Annotated in this window: 13 protein-coding genes and 2 tRNA genes; 11 read left to right on the top strand and 4 right to left on the bottom strand. The window is 59.9% G+C overall.

The window, feature by feature from the left end; genetic code table 11:
* Nucleotides 1-40: 40 nt before the first annotated feature.
* The 3 genes from uhpC to BRD58_RS17440 all read left to right on the top strand — a co-directional run bounded on the left by uhpC (nt 41) and on the right by BRD58_RS17440 (nt 1,886).
* A complete protein-coding gene (uhpC, locus tag BRD58_RS17450) occupies nt 41-1,387 on the top strand; it encodes an MFS transporter (protein ID WP_012850193.1) in 1,347 nt (448 codons plus the stop codon).
* 206 nt (nt 1,388-1,593) lie between these two features.
* Nucleotides 1,594-1,670, top strand: a tRNA-Pro gene (locus BRD58_RS17445).
* Between the two features lie 139 nt (nt 1,671-1,809).
* A tRNA-Pro gene (locus tag BRD58_RS17440) sits at nt 1,810-1,886 on the top strand.
* 68 nt (nt 1,887-1,954) lie between these two features.
* Here BRD58_RS17440 and BRD58_RS17435 read toward each other — a convergent pair.
* On the bottom strand, nt 1,955-2,449 hold the full coding sequence (locus BRD58_RS17435; RefSeq protein WP_015462499.1) for a YbaK/prolyl-tRNA synthetase associated domain-containing protein: 495 nt from the start codon (nt 2,447-2,449) through the stop codon (nt 1,955-1,957).
* Between the two features lie 566 nt (nt 2,450-3,015).
* Between BRD58_RS17435 and dppA the strand changes: the two genes are divergently transcribed.
* The 5 genes from dppA (at nt 3,016) to dppF (ending at nt 8,725) form a co-directional block, all read left to right on the top strand.
* On the top strand, nt 3,016-4,644 hold the full coding sequence (gene dppA / locus BRD58_RS17430; RefSeq protein WP_012850191.1) for a dipeptide ABC transporter periplasmic-binding protein DppA: 1,629 nt from the start codon (nt 3,016-3,018) through the stop codon (nt 4,642-4,644).
* Between the two features lie 150 nt (nt 4,645-4,794).
* Nucleotides 4,795-5,814: a dipeptide ABC transporter permease DppB gene (dppB, locus tag BRD58_RS17425; protein WP_012850190.1), complete on the top strand. Its 1,020-nt coding sequence runs from the start codon at nt 4,795-4,797 to the stop codon at nt 5,812-5,814.
* A 10-nt stretch (nt 5,815-5,824) separates the two neighbouring features.
* On the top strand, nt 5,825-6,745 hold the full coding sequence (dppC, locus tag BRD58_RS17420; RefSeq protein ID WP_015462498.1) for a dipeptide ABC transporter permease DppC: 921 nt from the start codon (nt 5,825-5,827) through the stop codon (nt 6,743-6,745).
* A 10-nt stretch (nt 6,746-6,755) separates the two neighbouring features.
* Entirely contained in the window at nt 6,756-7,736 is a 981-nt protein-coding gene (gene dppD / locus BRD58_RS17415; RefSeq protein WP_012850188.1) for a dipeptide ABC transporter ATP-binding protein, read from the top strand.
* Entirely contained in the window at nt 7,733-8,725 is a 993-nt protein-coding gene (gene dppF / locus BRD58_RS17410) for a dipeptide ABC transporter ATP-binding subunit DppF (RefSeq protein ID WP_015462497.1), read from the top strand. The genes dppD and dppF overlap by 4 nt, the downstream gene beginning before the upstream one ends.
* A 63-nt stretch (nt 8,726-8,788) precedes the next feature.
* Here dppF and bcsG read toward each other — a convergent pair whose 3' ends face one another.
* The 3 genes from bcsG to bcsE are packed head-to-tail and all read right to left on the bottom strand — an operon-like array spanning nt 8,789 to nt 12,211.
* On the bottom strand, nt 8,789-10,459 hold the full coding sequence (gene bcsG / locus BRD58_RS17405) for a cellulose biosynthesis protein BcsG (protein ID WP_069579518.1): 1,671 nt from the start codon (nt 10,457-10,459) through the stop codon (nt 8,789-8,791).
* Nucleotides 10,443-10,649, bottom strand: coding sequence for a cellulose biosynthesis protein BcsF (gene bcsF / locus BRD58_RS17400; protein ID WP_012850185.1), 207 nt, complete (start codon nt 10,647-10,649; stop codon nt 10,443-10,445). The genes bcsG and bcsF overlap by 17 nt, the downstream gene beginning before the upstream one ends.
* Nucleotides 10,646-12,211: a cellulose biosynthesis protein BcsE gene (gene bcsE, locus BRD58_RS17395; RefSeq protein WP_069579516.1), complete on the bottom strand. Its 1,566-nt coding sequence runs from the start codon at nt 12,209-12,211 to the stop codon at nt 10,646-10,648. Before bcsE ends, bcsF begins: the two co-directional genes overlap by 4 nt.
* Before the next feature lie 182 nt (nt 12,212-12,393).
* Here bcsE and bcsR point away from each other — a divergent pair, with 182 nt between their 5' ends.
* The 3 genes from bcsR to bcsA are packed head-to-tail and all read left to right on the top strand — an operon-like array spanning nt 12,394 to nt 15,889.
* Nucleotides 12,394-12,585, top strand: coding sequence for a cellulose biosynthesis protein BcsR (gene bcsR, locus BRD58_RS17390; RefSeq protein ID WP_069579685.1), 192 nt, complete (start codon nt 12,394-12,396; stop codon nt 12,583-12,585).
* 5 nt (nt 12,586-12,590) lie between these two features.
* Nucleotides 12,591-13,325 (top strand): cellulose biosynthesis protein BcsQ, encoded by a 735-nt coding sequence (bcsQ, locus tag BRD58_RS17385; RefSeq protein ID WP_069579514.1) that lies wholly within the window; start codon nt 12,591-12,593, stop codon nt 13,323-13,325.
* A complete protein-coding gene (bcsA, locus tag BRD58_RS17380) occupies nt 13,322-15,889 on the top strand; it encodes a UDP-forming cellulose synthase catalytic subunit (RefSeq protein WP_034168658.1) in 2,568 nt (855 codons plus the stop codon). Before bcsQ ends, bcsA begins: the two co-directional genes overlap by 4 nt.
* The last annotated feature ends 36 nt before the right edge of the window (nt 15,890-15,925 follow it).

Genomic DNA, 15,925 nt, shown 5'->3' with positions numbered 1-15,925 from the left:
CGGCTACAACGATGAGTTTTCACGCACGAGGTATTTCCCCATGTGGTCTTTTCTGAAAAGCCGCACCGACGCGCCCGAGATCCAGGATAGCGCCAAGGTTGATGCAGCCTATAAATACTGGCGCATCCAGCTGATGTGGGTCATGTATGTTGGCTACGCCGCCTTTTACTTTACCCGCAAAAGCTTCAACTTCATCATGCCGGAAATGATCAGCGATCTGGGGCTGAGCATGTCCGATATCGGCATCATGGGTACGCTGTTCTATATCACCTATGGCTGCTCCAAGTTCATCTCCGGGATGATCAGCGATCGCTCTAACCCGCGCTATTTTATGGGGCTGGGGCTGATCATGACCGGTATTATCAATATCGTCTTCGGGATGAGTTCGTCGCTGCTGGTGCTGGGAGCGCTGTGGATGGTTAACGCCTTCTTCCAGGGCTGGGGCTGGCCGCCGTGCTCGAAGATCCTGACCAGCTGGTATTCACGCGCCGAACGCGGCAGCTGGTGGGCCATCTGGAATACCTCTCATAACGTCGGCGGCGCGCTGATCCCGCTGCTGGTCGGCTTTATCTCTCTGCACTTCAGCTGGCGCTATGGCATGATCATCCCCGGGATTATCGGCATCGTTCTGGGGCTGCTGATGTGCTGGCGCCTGCGCGACAAGCCGGTCACGATGGGGCTGCCGAGCGTCGGCAAATGGCGTAATGACGCCCTGGAGCTGGTGCAGGAGTCCGAAGGCAAAGGGCTCTCCAATAAAGAGATCATCAAGCGCTATGTGCTGACAAATAAGTACATCTGGCTGCTGGCCGTCTCTTATGTACTGGTATATATCGTACGTACCGCGATCAATGACTGGGGTAACCTGTACCTGACCCAGACCAAGGGCTACTCGCTGATGACCGCCAACTCGGCGCTGTCGCTGTTTGAGGTGGGGGGCTTTATCGGTTCCCTGGTCGCCGGCTGGGGTTCCGATAGGCTGTTCCGCGGCAACCGTGGTCCCATGAACCTGATCTTCGCTATCGGGATCTTCCTCTCCGTGGCCGCGCTGTGGCTGATGCCGGGCGGCAGCTATGCGCTGCAGGCCGCCTGTTTCTTCTCCATCGGCTTCTTCATCTTTGGCCCGCAGATGCTGATCGGGATGGCCGCCGCCGAGTGTTCCCATAAGGATGCGGCCGGCGCAGCGACCGGCTTTGTCGGCCTGTTCGCCTATCTGGGGGCGGCGCTTTCCGGTTATCCGATCGCGCGGGTGATGGAAGTGTGGCACTGGAACGGCTTTTTCGTCGTGATTTCCGTGGCCGCCTGTCTGTCTGCGCTGTTTCTGCTGCCGTTCCTGCGTGCGCAGAAGGCTGATAGCAAAGCGCCGCCGGCGGTGCAGGCTAACGCCTGAGTTCGCTTTGACTCGATAAATTGACGCGATAAAAAAGCATGGCTTCGGCCATGCTTTTTGCTATCTGAAGGCGGGGAACTGTGGCTAAAATGCAGACAACGGGATGGATTTAGCGTCGGATGGTCGGTTTTCTCAACAAACGGCGGCCGTAATGCAAAAAGGGGGTTGACGGCGGGGGAGGCTAGCAGTAACATGCGCTCCGCATTCGGCGAGTAGCGCAGCCTGGTAGCGCAACACGTTCGGGACGTGTGGGTCGGAGGTTCGAATCCTCTCTCGCCGACCAAATTCCTGAGAAACCCAGCCCTTACGGCTGGGTTTTTTGCGTTACGAGGGCTTTACAGTCAAACGCAAAAAAGCCGAGCCCCGGTGGGCGTTAAGGTGTTGACGACGGGTAGCGCTAGCAGTAACATGCGCTCCGCATTCGGCGAGTAGCGCAGCCTGGTAGCGCAACACGTTCGGGACGTGTGGGTCGGAGGTTCGAATCCTCTCTCGCCGACCAAATTCCTGAAAAGCCCAGCCTTTATGGCTGGGCTTTTTGCATTGTGGCCGGGGTGAGCGCGGGGCGCCTTAGCTCTCCTGACGGCGAATAAAGTCGACGCAGCGCGGCGCGGCGATGCGCCGGTAGTCGGCGCAGTTTAGGATCAGCGAGCGCTCCAGCGTGCCGGCGTTAAAGGCCAGCTCCTCAAAGCGGGTAAACAGCAGCGGATCGGCGACCAGCAGCAGGTCGGGATGCAGGCTGAAAGGGGGGATCGCGCCAAAGAGGCAGTCGGTCAGCGCGCTGACCTCTGCCGGGCTGGCCAACGAGGCGCGAGTGCCGCCGATGCCCCGCGCCAGCGCGCTGAGATCGGCCTGCTGATCGGCGGGCAGCACCGCCAGCACATGCTGCTTTATCCCATTCCCCTTGACGTGGCAGACCAGCGCCTTGGCGCCCTGGCCAAGCTGGGTGCCGCGAATTTTGGCCACCTCTTCTGATTTCCCCGCGCTGGGGTGTTCAACGACGCGATAGCGCGCGCCTTGGCTATCCAGCAGCCGCTGCAGCTGTTCAAATGTTGCCTGTGACACCGTATTTCTCCCATTGATGATGATGCCTGTGATCATAACGCGAAGGCGCGGCTGCGCCTGAGGCCGTTTCCGCAAAAACGGCCGCTGTGGCGCGCGCGCACCCGTTTTCAGCAGAATTTTCCCCTGTATTAATGGCACTTTCCCGGGTTAACTGTGTATATATTCGACATTTGAGATAAATTTTTTCGCCGGCGGCGACAGGGAGATCGACTGGTAAAATTTTGTTACATGGTGGAATGCACGGTGTAATTTCACCGTGGGCAGATTTCGACCTATCTGTGAGGTTTATTTGTCCTTTTTTATACAAAAATATTGCTTATTTATTAGGCGATAAATTGTATTTTGTCATATTGACGTTAACCGGAACACTTGAGAGATTGGGATGTATAAGGTGAAAACAGCGCTTCAGGATTGTGCATCTATTCGCTGATGGACTGCCCGATGAGTCGTTCCTCGCCGGGATATCGTCTACCCACCTTGGCCGCTCAGGCCGCCGCCGGACGGATCGTACAGAAAAAAACAGAGATCCGCCGGTCACACAACATCACAGTATGGAGTTCAATGTTATGTCTTCCAATCATCACGTATCTACGGGGCGTGGCGCAGGCGCCGTCGCGCTGAAATGGGGCGTCGGCCTGGTCGCGTTGGCGATCGCCGGCAGTTTGCAGGCAAAAACCCTGGTGTACTGTTCTGAGGGATCGCCTGAGGGGTTTAACCCGCAGCTGTTTACCTCCGGTACCACCTATGACGCCAGCGCGGTCCCCATCTATAACCGCCTGATTGAGTTTAAGAACGGGAGCACGGAGATCGAGCCCGGGCTGGCGGAGAGCTGGGAGGTAAGCCCCGATGGCAAGACCTATACCTTTCATCTGCGCAAGGGGGTGAAGTGGCAGGGCAGTAAGCTGTTTAAGCCGACCCGCGACTTCAACGCCGATGACGTGGTGTTCTCCTTCGAACGCCAGCGCGATCCGAACCACCCGTACCACAAGGTCTCCGGCGGCAGCTATGAGTACTTTCAGGGGATGGGGCTGCCGGAGCTGATCGCCAAGGTCGAAAAGGTGAACGATAGCACGGTGCGCATCGAACTGAATCACCCGGAGTCGCCGTTCCTGGCGGATCTGGCGATGGATTTCGCGTCGATCCTGTCTGCTGAATATGCCGATGCCATGATGAAGGCGGGCACCCCGGAGAAGATCGATCTGGAGCCGCTGGGCACCGGTCCCTTCCAGCTGGTGCAGTACCAGAAGGATTCGAAGATCCTCTATAAGGCCAACAAAGACTACTGGGGCCCGCAGCCGAAGATTGACCGCCTGGTGTTCTCCATTACGCCGGATGCCTCGGTACGCTACGCTAAGCTGCAGAAGAATGAGTGTCAGGTGATGCCGTACCCGAACCCGGCGGATCTGGCGCGCATGAAGCAGGATAAGAACATTACCCTGCTGGAGCAGCCGGGGCTCAACGTGGGCTACCTGTCGTTTAACGTCGATAAAAAGCCGCTGGACAACGTCAAGGTGCGTCAGGCGCTGACCATGGCGGTCAACAAACCGGCCATCATTGAGGCCGTCTATCAGAAGGCCGGGCAGCCGGCGAAAAACCTGATACCGCCGACCATGTGGGGCTATAACGACGAGATTAAGGATTACCCGTACGATCCGGAGAAGGCCAAAGCGCTGCTGAAAGAGGCCGGCTTGGCAGAGGGATTCAGCATCGACCTGTGGGCGATGCCGGTGCAGCGTCCCTATAACCCCAACGCGCGCCGCATGGCCGAGATGATCCAGGCGGACTGGGACAAGATCGGCGTAAAAGCCAAGATTGTGACCTATGAGTGGGGGGAGTACCTCAAGCGCGCGAAAGACGGCGAACACCAGACGGTGATGATGGGCTGGACCGGCGATAACGGCGATCCGGACAACTTCTTCGCCACGCTGTTCAGCTGCGATGCGGCCAAGCAGGGCTCCAACTACTCTCGCTGGTGCTATCAGCCGTTTGAGGCGGTGATTCAGCCGGCGCGCGCCGAGGCGGATCAGGCCAAGCGCGCCGAGCTGTATCGCCAGGCGCAGGTGATTATGCATGACCAGGCACCGGCGCTGATCATCGCCCACTCCACCGTCTATGAGCCGGTGCGTAAAGAGGTGAAGGGCTACGTCGTGGATCCGCTGGGCAAGCATCACTTCAATCAGGTCTCCCTGGAGTAATCCTGCCGCCCCTCAAGGGTGAGGGGCTTCGTGAACCGTACCGCCGCATGGCCGTGAGGCTAGGCGGTCTCCGGTATCAGGCGCTGCGCACTCTTGCGCAGCGCAGCGGGCCGGCGGGTGGGTGCCGGCCAACTACAGAGAGTTCGGGCTATGCTGCAGTTTATTCTCCGGCGTTTGGGGCTGGTCATCCCAACGTTTATCGGCATTACGTTGCTGACATTCGCGTTTGTGCACATGATCCCCGGCGATCCGGTGATGATCATGGCGGGCGAGCGCGGGATCTCCGCGGAACGTCATGCTCAGATCATGGCTGAGATGGGGCTGGATAAGCCGCTATATCAACAATACTTTATCTATATCGACGACGTGCTGCACGGCAACCTCGGTCAGTCCCTGAAGAGCCGGACTCCGGTGTGGCAGGAGTTTGTGCCGCGCTTTCAGGCGACGCTGGAGCTGGGGATCTGCGCCATGCTGTTCGCGGTGCTACTGGGGATTCCTATCGGGGTGCTGGCGGCCGTCAAACGGGGGTCGATCTTTGACCATACGGCGGTCGGCGTGGCGCTGACCGGCTACTCCATGCCGATTTTCTGGTGGGGCATGATGCTGATCATGCTGGTCTCGGTAAATCTGGATTTGACGCCGGTTTCCGGGCGTATCAGCGACACGGTATTTCTGGACGATAGCCACCCGTTGACCGGCTTTATGCTGATCGACACCCTGCTGTGGGGGGAGCCGGGGGACTTTAAGGATGCGGTGATGCACCTGATCCTGCCCTCTATCGTGCTGGGGACCATTCCGCTGGCGGTGATCGTGCGCATGACCCGCTCGGCGATGCTGGAGGTGCTGAGCGAGGACTATATCCGCACCGCCCGCGCTAAGGGGCTGAGCCGTCTGCGGGTGATCGTGGTGCATGCCCTGCGCAACGCGCTGCTGCCGGTGGTGACGGTGATCGGCCTGCAGGTCGGTACGCTGCTGGCCGGGGCCATCCTGACGGAGACCATCTTCTCTTGGCCGGGGCTGGGGCGTTGGCTGATCGACGGTCTGCAGCGCCGCGACTATCCGGTGGTGCAGGGCGGCGTTCTGCTGGTCGCCAGCATGATCATTCTGGTTAACCTGCTGGTTGACGTGCTGTACGGCATCGTTAACCCGCGTATCCGCCATAAACACTAGGAGGCCGCTGATGTCTGAACCAACAACGGCCGCGACGGCGGCCACCGCATCCGGCGTCGCGGCCCCGCGGCCGATGACGCCGCTGCAGGAGTTCTGGCACTATTTTCGCCGCAATAAAGGCGCTGTCGCTGGGCTTATCTACGTGGCGATCGTGGTGGTGGTGGCGCTGGGGGCCAATGTCATTGCGCCGCACCTGCCGCAGGAGCAGTTCCGCGATGCGCTGCTACGTCCGCCGGTCTGGGAGGCCGGCGGCAGCTGGCGCTTTATTCTGGGCACCGATGACGTGGGGCGCGATGTGCTGTCGCGGCTGATTTACGGCGCCCGTCTGTCGCTGCTGGTGGGCTGTCTGGTGGTCGCGCTGTCGCTGATCCTCGGGGTGGTGCTGGGGCTGCTGGCGGGCTACTTCGGCGGTGCGGTCGATGCGCTGATCATGCGGGTAGTCGATATCATGCTGGCGCTGCCGAGCCTGCTGCTGGCGCTGGTGCTGGTGGCCATGTTCGGCCCCTCGATCGTGAATGCGTCGCTGGCGCTGACCTTTGTGGCGCTGCCGCACTATGTCCGCCTGACGCGCGCCGCGGTATTGGCGGAGGTGCATCGCGACTATGTGACCGCCTCCGGGGTGGCCGGCGCCGGTGCGCTGCGTCAGATGTTCGTCAATATCCTGCCCAACTGCCTGGCGCCGCTGATCGTGCAGGCGTCGCTGGGGTTTTCTAATGCGATCCTGGACATGGCCGCGCTGGGGTTCCTGGGTATGGGTGCCCAGCCGCCGACGCCGGAGTGGGGGACCATGCTGTCCGATGTGCTGCAGTTCGCCCAGAGCGCCTGGTGGGTGGTGACCTTCCCCGGGCTGGCCATTCTGTTGACGGTACTGGCGTTTAACCTGATGGGCGACGGCCTGCGCGATGCGCTGGATCCGAAGCTGAAGCAGTAAGGAGAGGGACATGGCATTACTGGATGTAGATCAGCTATCGGTGCATTTCGGCGACGATAGCGCCCCTTTCCGTGCGGTTGACCGCATCAGCTATCAGGTTGAGCAGGGAGAGGTGGTGGGGATTGTCGGTGAGTCCGGCTCCGGCAAATCGGTCAGCTCGCTGGCCATTATGGGGCTGATCGATTTTCCCGGGCGGGTGACGGCACAGCGGCTGAGCTTTAACGGCGCCGATCTGCAGCGTATCTCCGAGCGGGAGCGACGCCAGCTGGTGGGGGCCGAGGTGGCGATGATATTCCAAGACCCGATGACCAGCCTGAATCCCTGCTACACGGTGGGATTTCAGATTATGGAGGCGCTGAAGGTGCATCAGGGGGGCAACCGGCGCACCCGGCGTCAGCGCGCCATCGACCTGCTCACCCAGGTCGGTATTCCCGATCCGGCGTCGCGCCTGTCGGTCTATCCGCATCAGCTTTCCGGCGGTATGAGTCAGCGCGTAATGATCGCCATGGCGATCGCCTGCCGTCCCAAGCTGCTGATTGCCGATGAGCCGACCACCGCGCTGGATGTGACCATTCAGGCGCAGATTATCGAACTGCTGCTGGCGCTGCAGCAGCGGGAAGATATGGCGCTGGTGCTGATCACCCACGACCTGGCGCTGGTGGCAGAGGCGGCGCATAAGATCATCGTGATGTACGCCGGGCAGGTGGTGGAGTCTGGGCTGGCCGGCGAGATTTTCCACACGCCGCGCCACCCCTACACCCAGGCGCTGCTGCGGGCGCTGCCCGAGTTCGCGGTGGACGGCGAGCGTTTGGTGTCGCTGCCGGGGGTGGTGCCGGGTAAGTACGATCGCCCGACGGGCTGCCTGCTCAATCCGCGCTGCCCCTATGCGACCGAGCAGTGTCGGCGCGAGGAGCCGTCGCTGCGCCACCTGCACGGGCGGGCGGTGAAGTGCCACACCCCATTGGACGACGCCGGGAGGCCGACAGCATGAGTGAAGCCATATTACAGGCGCCGTTACTGCAGGCGGTGGACCTGAAAAAGCATTATCCGGTCAAGAGCGGGCTGTTTTCCCCAGAAAGGCTGGTCAAGGCGCTGGACGGTGTCTCGTTCAGCCTGGAACGGGGAAAAACCCTGGCGGTGGTCGGGGAGTCCGGCTGCGGTAAGTCGACGCTGGGACGTCTGCTGACGATGATCGAAACGCCGAGCGCCGGCGAGCTCTATTATCAGGGCCAGGATCTGCTGCAGCCCGATGCGCAGGCGCAAAAGCTGCGCCGCCAGAAGATCCAGATCGTGTTCCAGAACCCCTACGCCTCGCTGAACCCGCGCAAGAAGGTCGGTGCGATCCTTGAGGAGCCGCTGCGGATCAATACGTCGCTGTCGCGCGACCAGCGGCGCGAGCGGGCGCTGGCGATGATGGCGCGGGTCGGTCTAAAGACCGAGCACTACGATCGCTATCCCCATATGTTTTCCGGCGGTCAGCGTCAGCGTATCGCTATTGCCCGCGGCCTGATGTTAAATCCGGACGTGGTGATCGCCGATGAGCCGGTGTCGGCACTCGACGTGTCGGTGCGAGCGCAGGTACTCAATCTGATGATGGATCTGCAGCGGGAGCTGGGGCTTTCCTATGTCTTTATCTCACACGATCTGTCGGTGGTAGAGCATATCGCCGATGAGGTGATGGTGATGTACCTGGGACGCTGCGTTGAGAAGGGCAGTAAGGCGGCGGTGTTCGGCAATCCGCGTCATCCCTATACCCAGGCGCTGCTGTCGGCGACGCCGCGGCTGAATCCGCAGATGCGCCGCGAGCGGATCAAGCTGAGCGGGGAGCTGCCCAGTCCGCTCAATCCACCGCCCGGCTGCGCCTTTAACGCCCGCTGCCGCTGCGCCTTTGATACCTGTCGCCAGCTGCAGCCGCCGCTGCGTCGCTATGGCGATCAGATGATCGCCTGTTTTGCCGTGGAACAGGAGGCGGGGGCATAGTTGCTCCAGTGCAATAAAAAAAGAGCCGCGAGTCGGCTCTTTTTTATGGTGGCGTCGCCGCGGCTACTGCGGGTAGGGCACCCAGTCCCCGCCGTTGAGGCGTACATAGGGTTTCCCCTGATACATCATGACGATGGCGTTATCGTTTTCCGATACGGCGGCGCTTTGGGGCAGGTTACTGACCAACGCCTGCCAGTTGACGCTGGGCTGGGTGAAGATCTTGCCATCCAGGCTGCGGACGACCAGCTCGGAGAGGGCCAGATAGCTGCTCGGCCGATCGACCAATACCGGCGAGGCTGGCGCCGGCGCCTTCATTCCGCTAAAGATGACGCCGACCGGCACGTGAGTAATGGGCATGCTGGGGATATCGCGCAGTCCGGCCATCTGCATTTTGTCACCGACCACCGCCGCACCGTGCTCCGGTACGATCACCACCATCACATGACGCCCGGATCTCTCCAGATCGTCCAGAAAACTGTTGAGCTGGTCGAGCAGATTTTGCGCCCGCGGTTTAAAGTCGGCCCCCCGGTCGCTATTGATAAAGCGGTTGCCGTCGTGCAGGGCGATCAGGTTGACGAAGTTGGCCGTACGCACGTCGCCCAGTTTCTCCGTATTGCCCAGCCAGCGCTGCAGCGTCTCCAGATCGTTGAAGATAGGCTCGCCGTCGAACGCCGTCAGTTCATGGTCAATATTCGCCTGTGACGCCAGCGGCGGCTGCAGCGCGGCATACTGGCGCAGTTCATTGAGGTAGTCACCGAATTTCCCGGAGTGATCCATGGTGAGCTGTTGCTGGAACCCCAGGCGGCCTAGGTTTTCCATCAGATCGCACTGCTGGCTTGCCGGGGTATACAGCGCCTTGTGCGAAGGCTGGCCGCAGCTGGCGCGTAGCAGGCGGATAGAGGCCGGGCCGCTGTAGGCGGTGGCGGAGTTAAAGTTATTGAACAGAATATCCATCCGTTTCCACAGCGGATGATCCTGCAGGCCGACGGCGCTGAGATCGCTCCAGGAGAGGGAGCAAATATTGATAATCAGCAGGTCGAAGGGCTGGGCATCGGCCGGCAGAGCCGCGGGGAAGTGGGTTTGCCGCTGTTGTTCGCTGGCGTAAAAGCGATCCAGCCAGTCGTTGAGATTGCTGTTGTTGGGCGCGGCGCTCTGCGCCGGGATCTCAGCAGCGCTGGCGGTTGATATCGATGTATTGTCTGGCGTGGACTGGCTGCTCACCGAAGTATCGACCGTGGCAGCACCCTGCTGCAGGCTGAGCTGCGGAACGCCTAGGCTGCCCAGATTGACCCATACCAGGGCCAGAATGGTGAACGTGGTAATCCGAATCCACTGGGCGAGAAACAGGTAGGCGACGGTGATCACCAGCGCCGCGCCGATCATGGTCCAGTTAACGAAGCGTTGAGCTAAGTCCAGCGCATAGTCGGCGCTGAAGTGGCTCCACTGATCGCGCTGTTGCACGATGCTGTTCAGCCCCGGTAGCCAGGTGTCGTGGTAAAACAGCGCCACTCCGATGGGGATAGCCAGCCAGTTACGCCAACGGTGCAGATGCGCCGAGGGCAGGGGAAACAGCAGAAAGGCTAAAAAGATGACGTTGGCGAAAGGGTGAAAATTAAGATAGCCGTACCACAGTAACGCCAGTTTCAGTAAAAAGTAGAGATTCCAGCCGCCCAGCCCGCGCCAGCGGTAGCCTCGTTCAGAGAAAACGCTCTGCTGCTCAGTGTGTTTTGCCATGCTTATCTACCCTAGCGGAGAGTGGGCGGCGGTGCAGTACCGTCACCCGTTGAAGATAACGGGTCGGAAAAATCGTCCTCCGCAGCGTTCGCAGAGGATGGGGATAATACTTGTGCAGGTAAAAACCGCCGGGCAGCATGACCAGCGCGCACAGAACGAGGATCTGTAGAATATCCGTAATCGTCATCATGATGAGGGCTCCCGTGGCGTCATCCCGAGGGTCAGTTGCCGGGGGATGCGTCGTGGATGCGGTATGGCGGTCTCCGTTGGCGCCCTGACCTGCGGTGAAGGAAGCGGTTCGGGTGGCAGCCCTTGCGTGGGGGTCTCATTGCGCATACGCGTCAGCTCCAGCATCAGCTCTGTATCCTGGTGCCATAGACGGCGGTGGATAAATAGCTCTTCGACGGGCAGTGGGAAGATAAAGCGCAGTGCGGTGTCCAGCTCATGGGGGCGGCAGTAGGCCAGAAACAGCACCAGCGATTGCCCGTCCAGCGTGACTAAATCGCCGTCGCGGCGCAGGTTGCAGAGTTTTAGCACCTGTTCGGCATCGATTCCGGAAACCGGCCGTAAGGAGACCAGCGTGCCACGCCCGTCGTGCGGTATCAGCGGGTTATCCAGTAGGTCGAGCAATAGCGTGCAGAACTGCGCTTTGGGCCGGTAGCCGCGCAGTTTGAGTGGCCGCAGGGCGTCGAGCAGCGTGGTGATATTGGCCGGCACATGGCGCAAAAACGTGTGTCCCTGAAGCCCCTCCAGACTCACCAGCGCATTGGATAGGGTGGCGTGTAGCGGGATAACCACGTTGGCGCCGCAGGCCAGCAGCAGGCGTTCGTCGCTGCTGCGCTGCACAACCGCCTGCTCTCGTACCGCTATTTTCAGTGCATTGCCGCGCTGGCGGCGCAGCGTGTGGATTTGGCGCGCCAGATCGTCCACCTGATCGCTTTGCGTCAGTGAAAAAATCAGGGTTGCCGCCTGCGCCGTCAGCGCGGCGGTAAACAGCTCATAGTTAGACGTAAACAGATGCCAGTGCTCAGAGAGCGGGGGGGCGCCCTCCAGAATCGCGGCGTGCGCCAGATAGCTATCTTCATCATTATGGGGCTGTGGCGGTGGCAAAGGGGTTTCTACCGTGGCCTGCCAGCCCTGCGGCGTTTGAGCTAACGGGATATTCTGCTGAGCCGAAACGCCACGCTCATTACACCAAAAGGCGACATCATAGAGCCAGCGGTCCAGCTGCCAGCGTAGGCTAGCCACCCCTGAGACGAGTCGATTCAATGGAACTAGCTGATTACGTAGGACATCGGTTCCTGCCCCGTGACAGATGACGAGCAGCGTCGCGCTGCAGCGCTGTAGCCAACGATGGGTGAGGTTTATCCACCGGTTTAGCCCCTCGGCGGAGAGCGTGGTCAGGTCGGCCGCCGGGATCAGTAGGATAAACAACGGAGATGTTGAGCCCATTAGGTGAGCTAACTCATCCGGCAGCGCCATCAGCGCCGCTGGCGTCGGCGTCAGGCGATAAACCGGCAGAGACGCAGGACCTTGCGAATACGCCTCCTCCAACGCGGACGTCATCTGTCTATCGTGACCCGCGTCGATAAGCGTGACGTGGCTGTCCGCCTGCTGGGCAAAAATCGTTTGGCGACACAGGCTGGGCACATCCTGTGTGCGATCGATATTCAACCAATAAAGGCCGTGCGTTTGCACTGTCTGTAGCTCATCCCACAGGTGTGGGATACCGAGCGTAAATGATTGCGCCATGGTATATCGACTTTGTGAGAGTAGAGTGCTTCACCATGCCGACATAGGCAAAATAACATTAACTATCAAATGATTATGAGATAGTAATGTGGGTAATCATCCCTATTTTGCATTATGGCAGCGCCATTTTCCTACCTTGCTATACTCACTTAAACCATAGCTGAATTTTTATGGTTAGCAGAATGAGCGAACAAACAAAGTATCGAACGGCGCCGACGCCGTCATCGTCGGAAGATCTTGCCGTGTTACAGCGCATCTACGGGATTATGGATATTGATTACGTCAATATCGTGCGGATAGAGCATGTAAACAAGGCATTGGAACGCTGGCCGCTGTTGGCAGAGTGTCGCCAGCTGGCAGAACGACGGGACTAATCCATATGGTAACGGTAGCGCTACAGGGAATTCGCGGCGGTGTCGGCACTACCAGTACCGCCGCGGCGCTGGGTTGGGCGCTCAATGGCCTGGGACAGCGGGTGCTGGTGGTCGATGCCAGTCCCGGCGATCAGCTGGGGATGCATTTTAACCTGCCGCTCGCCGATCGCGCGGGCTGGGCGACGGCGCTGTTGGAGGGCAGCGCATGGCAGGAGAGGGCCTGGCGCTATACCGAAGGGCTGGATTTTCTGCCTTTTGGCGCGGTGGAATCAGCGCAGCTGCCTGCGCTGGAGACCTGCGTAAGCCAGGCTGAGTGGAGGACGTCCTTTGCGTCGCAAAGCGCGGTCTACGACTGGATAATCCTGGATATTGGCAGTGGGCATACGCCGATATCCCGGCAAATGGCGGCGTTCGGCGAGCTGCTGCTGCTGTTGATTATGCCGGATGCCAACTGCCATTTGCGCTTGCACCGTCAGGCGCTGCCCGATGATGCGCACCTGCTTATCACGCAGCTGTTACCCGGCAGCGTATTGCAAGAGGATCTCTACCTGCTGTGGAAGCAAACCCTGCCTAGATTGGTGCCGTTGGTGATGCACCGTGATGAGGCCGTCGCCGAGGCAGCCGCCGGTAAACAGCCTCTCGGTGAGTATGCGCCCTATTCTCAGGCGGCGCAGGAGGCCACCAACCTGGCGGCGTGGTGCCTATTGCATAAGCATCCTGAGAGCGCGGAGGCGACATGAGGCATGCGTGGGATGTGTTGCTGGCGGCACCGGCGAGGCGGGCATGGACGCAGCGCTATCGGGAGTGCCGCGCACACGGTGCGACGCCGCTGGACGCTATCAGCGGTTGTTTTTGGCTTACCGTCGCGTGGCTGTTTCTGCATTGGGAGTCACCGGCGTGGCGGGCTATCCATCAGCAGCAGGCCGCGTTGTTTCCTCATCTCGATCCGCTGCGGCCCCGTCCCCTCGATCCCGTGCGGTATGGGCTGCAGGCGATATGGCTCGCGTTGACCCGCTGGCCGCATTCCGAAACGTTACTGGGTGCCCTACGCCGCATCAGCCGGCGCAGCCTGCAGTGGCTGGCGGGGTTACCGGCGCGATGGGGACAGCAGAAAGGCGAATCGGTCTGGTTAGATGCGTTACCCAATACCGTGCGCCGGGTTGTATTGACGCTGTCGGCGCTGCTGGGGTCCGCACTCGCGTTACTGTGTATCTCTCAGCCGTTTGACCTGCTGTCGCAGTGTATCTTTGTGCTGCTGCTGTGGGGATGCGCGATGGTGATCCGTCATATTCCCGGGCGCTTCACCACGCTGCTGCTAGTGCTGCTGTCAATTACGATTTCCTGTCGTTACATCTGGTGGCGCTATACCTCAACGTTGAATTGGGACGATCCGTTTAGCCTGATCTGTGGCCTGCTGCTGTTAGCCGCGGAAACTTATGCCTGGGTTGTGCTGCTGCTGGGGTATTTTCAATCGGTATGGCCGCTAAATCGCCCGCCGGTGGCCTTGCCCAAGGCGATGGATCAATGGCCGATAGTCGATATTCTGATCCCCACCTATAACGAAGATCTTCGGGTGGTTAAACCCACCATCTATGCTGCGCTGGGGATCGACTGGCCTCGGGATCGGATCAACATCTATCTGCTGGATGACGGCGGCCGTGACAGCTTTCGCCAGTTTGCCGAGGAGGTTGGCGTTCACTATATTGCGCGCCCAACCCATGAGCATGCCAAGGCCGGTAACCTAAACTACGCGCTGAAGCGGATCAACGGTGAGTTTGTGGCGGTGTTTGACTGCGATCACGTCCCCACCCGTACGTTTCTGCAGCTGACCATGGGCTGGTTTTTACACGATGCGCGGCTGGCGATATTACAAACGCCGCACCATTTTTTCTCGCCGGATCCGTTTGAGCGCAACCTGGGGAATTTTCGGCGCACGCCGAATGAGGGCCAGCTGTTTTATGGCCTGCTGCAGGATGGCAACGATATGTGGAACGCCACCTTCTTCTGTGGCTCCTGTGCGGTGCTGCGCAGAACGGCGCTGGATGAGGTCGGCGGTATCGCCGTTGAGACGGTGACCGAGGATGCGCACACCTCGCTGCGCCTGCACCGTAAAGGCTGGACATCTGCCTATATTCGCATTCCGCTGTCCGCCGGGCTGGCGACGGAGAGCCTGTCGGCACATATCGGCCAGCGTATGCGCTGGGCGCGCGGCATGACTCAGATTTTCCGCCTGGATAATCCCTTTTTGGGTAAAGGGTTAACGCTGGGACAGCGTTTGTGCTACGCCAACGCCATGATGCATTTTCTCTCCGGCATTCCCCGGCTGATTTTTCTGGTCGCGCCGTTGGCGTTTCTGTTGTTTCACACCTACGTTATTTTTGCGCCGGCGATGGCGATCGTGCTGTATGTGATTCCGCATATGTATCACTCCAGCTTGGCGCGTATTCGCCTACAGGGGCGCCATCGTCACTCTTATTGGAATGAGATCTATGAAACGGTATTGGCCTGGTATATCGCTCGCCCGACGCTGGTGGCGCTGATCAATCCGAAGAAAGGGCGTTTCAATGTGACGCAGAAAGGGGGATTGGTCTCGCATAATCATATGGATTGGGTTATCTCGTCGCCCTATCTGTCGCTGGTGTTATTGAGCGTGCTGGGGCTGTTGTTTGGGGTCTGGCGTCTGATTTTTGGGCCGCAAAATGAGCAACTTACCGTGTTGCTGACCGTCGGATGGGTGATCTATAACCTCGTTATTCTGGGCGGCGCGGCGGCGGTCGCCGTTGAGGTGCGCCAGATCCGTCAGGCGCACCGGGTCGACATCGCGATGCCGGCAATCCTGATGCGCCACGATGGACATCTTTATCCCTGCACTCTGCGCGACTATTCCGATGGTGGCGTGGGGATCGAACTGGCGGATGAGCGTCTGTGCCTACGGGAAGGCGAGTCGATCTCTCTGCTGCTGCAGAAAGGGGAAGAGAGCTTTGTGTTTCCGATTGCGGTAACGCGAGTCGTGGGGCGCCGAGCCGGGCTGCGTTTGGATGGACTGAGCGTCGCACAGCATATTGCGTTTATCCAGTGCACCTTTGCCCGCGCCGATACCTGGGCGCTGTGGCAGCAGGCCATCCCAGAGGATCATCTGGGCGGTGGTTTTGTCGGTATTTTACGCCTGGTGGGGCGCGGTTACCGTAGCTTGGCCGAGTATGCCCCGGCACCGTGGCGCATGCCGATTATGGTGGCGGTGCGTTTGGGCGCTTGGCTGGTTTCCTTTGTACCGCGTCCGATAGCGGGACGCCAGACCGCGTAGTGTGTATCCCTCGATATGCAGTATGTGGGCACTAAC

The sequence above is a fragment of the Edwardsiella piscicida genome (assembly GCF_001896205.1).
Lineage (GTDB): Bacteria > Pseudomonadota > Gammaproteobacteria > Enterobacterales > Enterobacteriaceae > Edwardsiella > Edwardsiella piscicida.
This window is presented reverse-complemented; position numbering and strand designations above follow the sequence as displayed.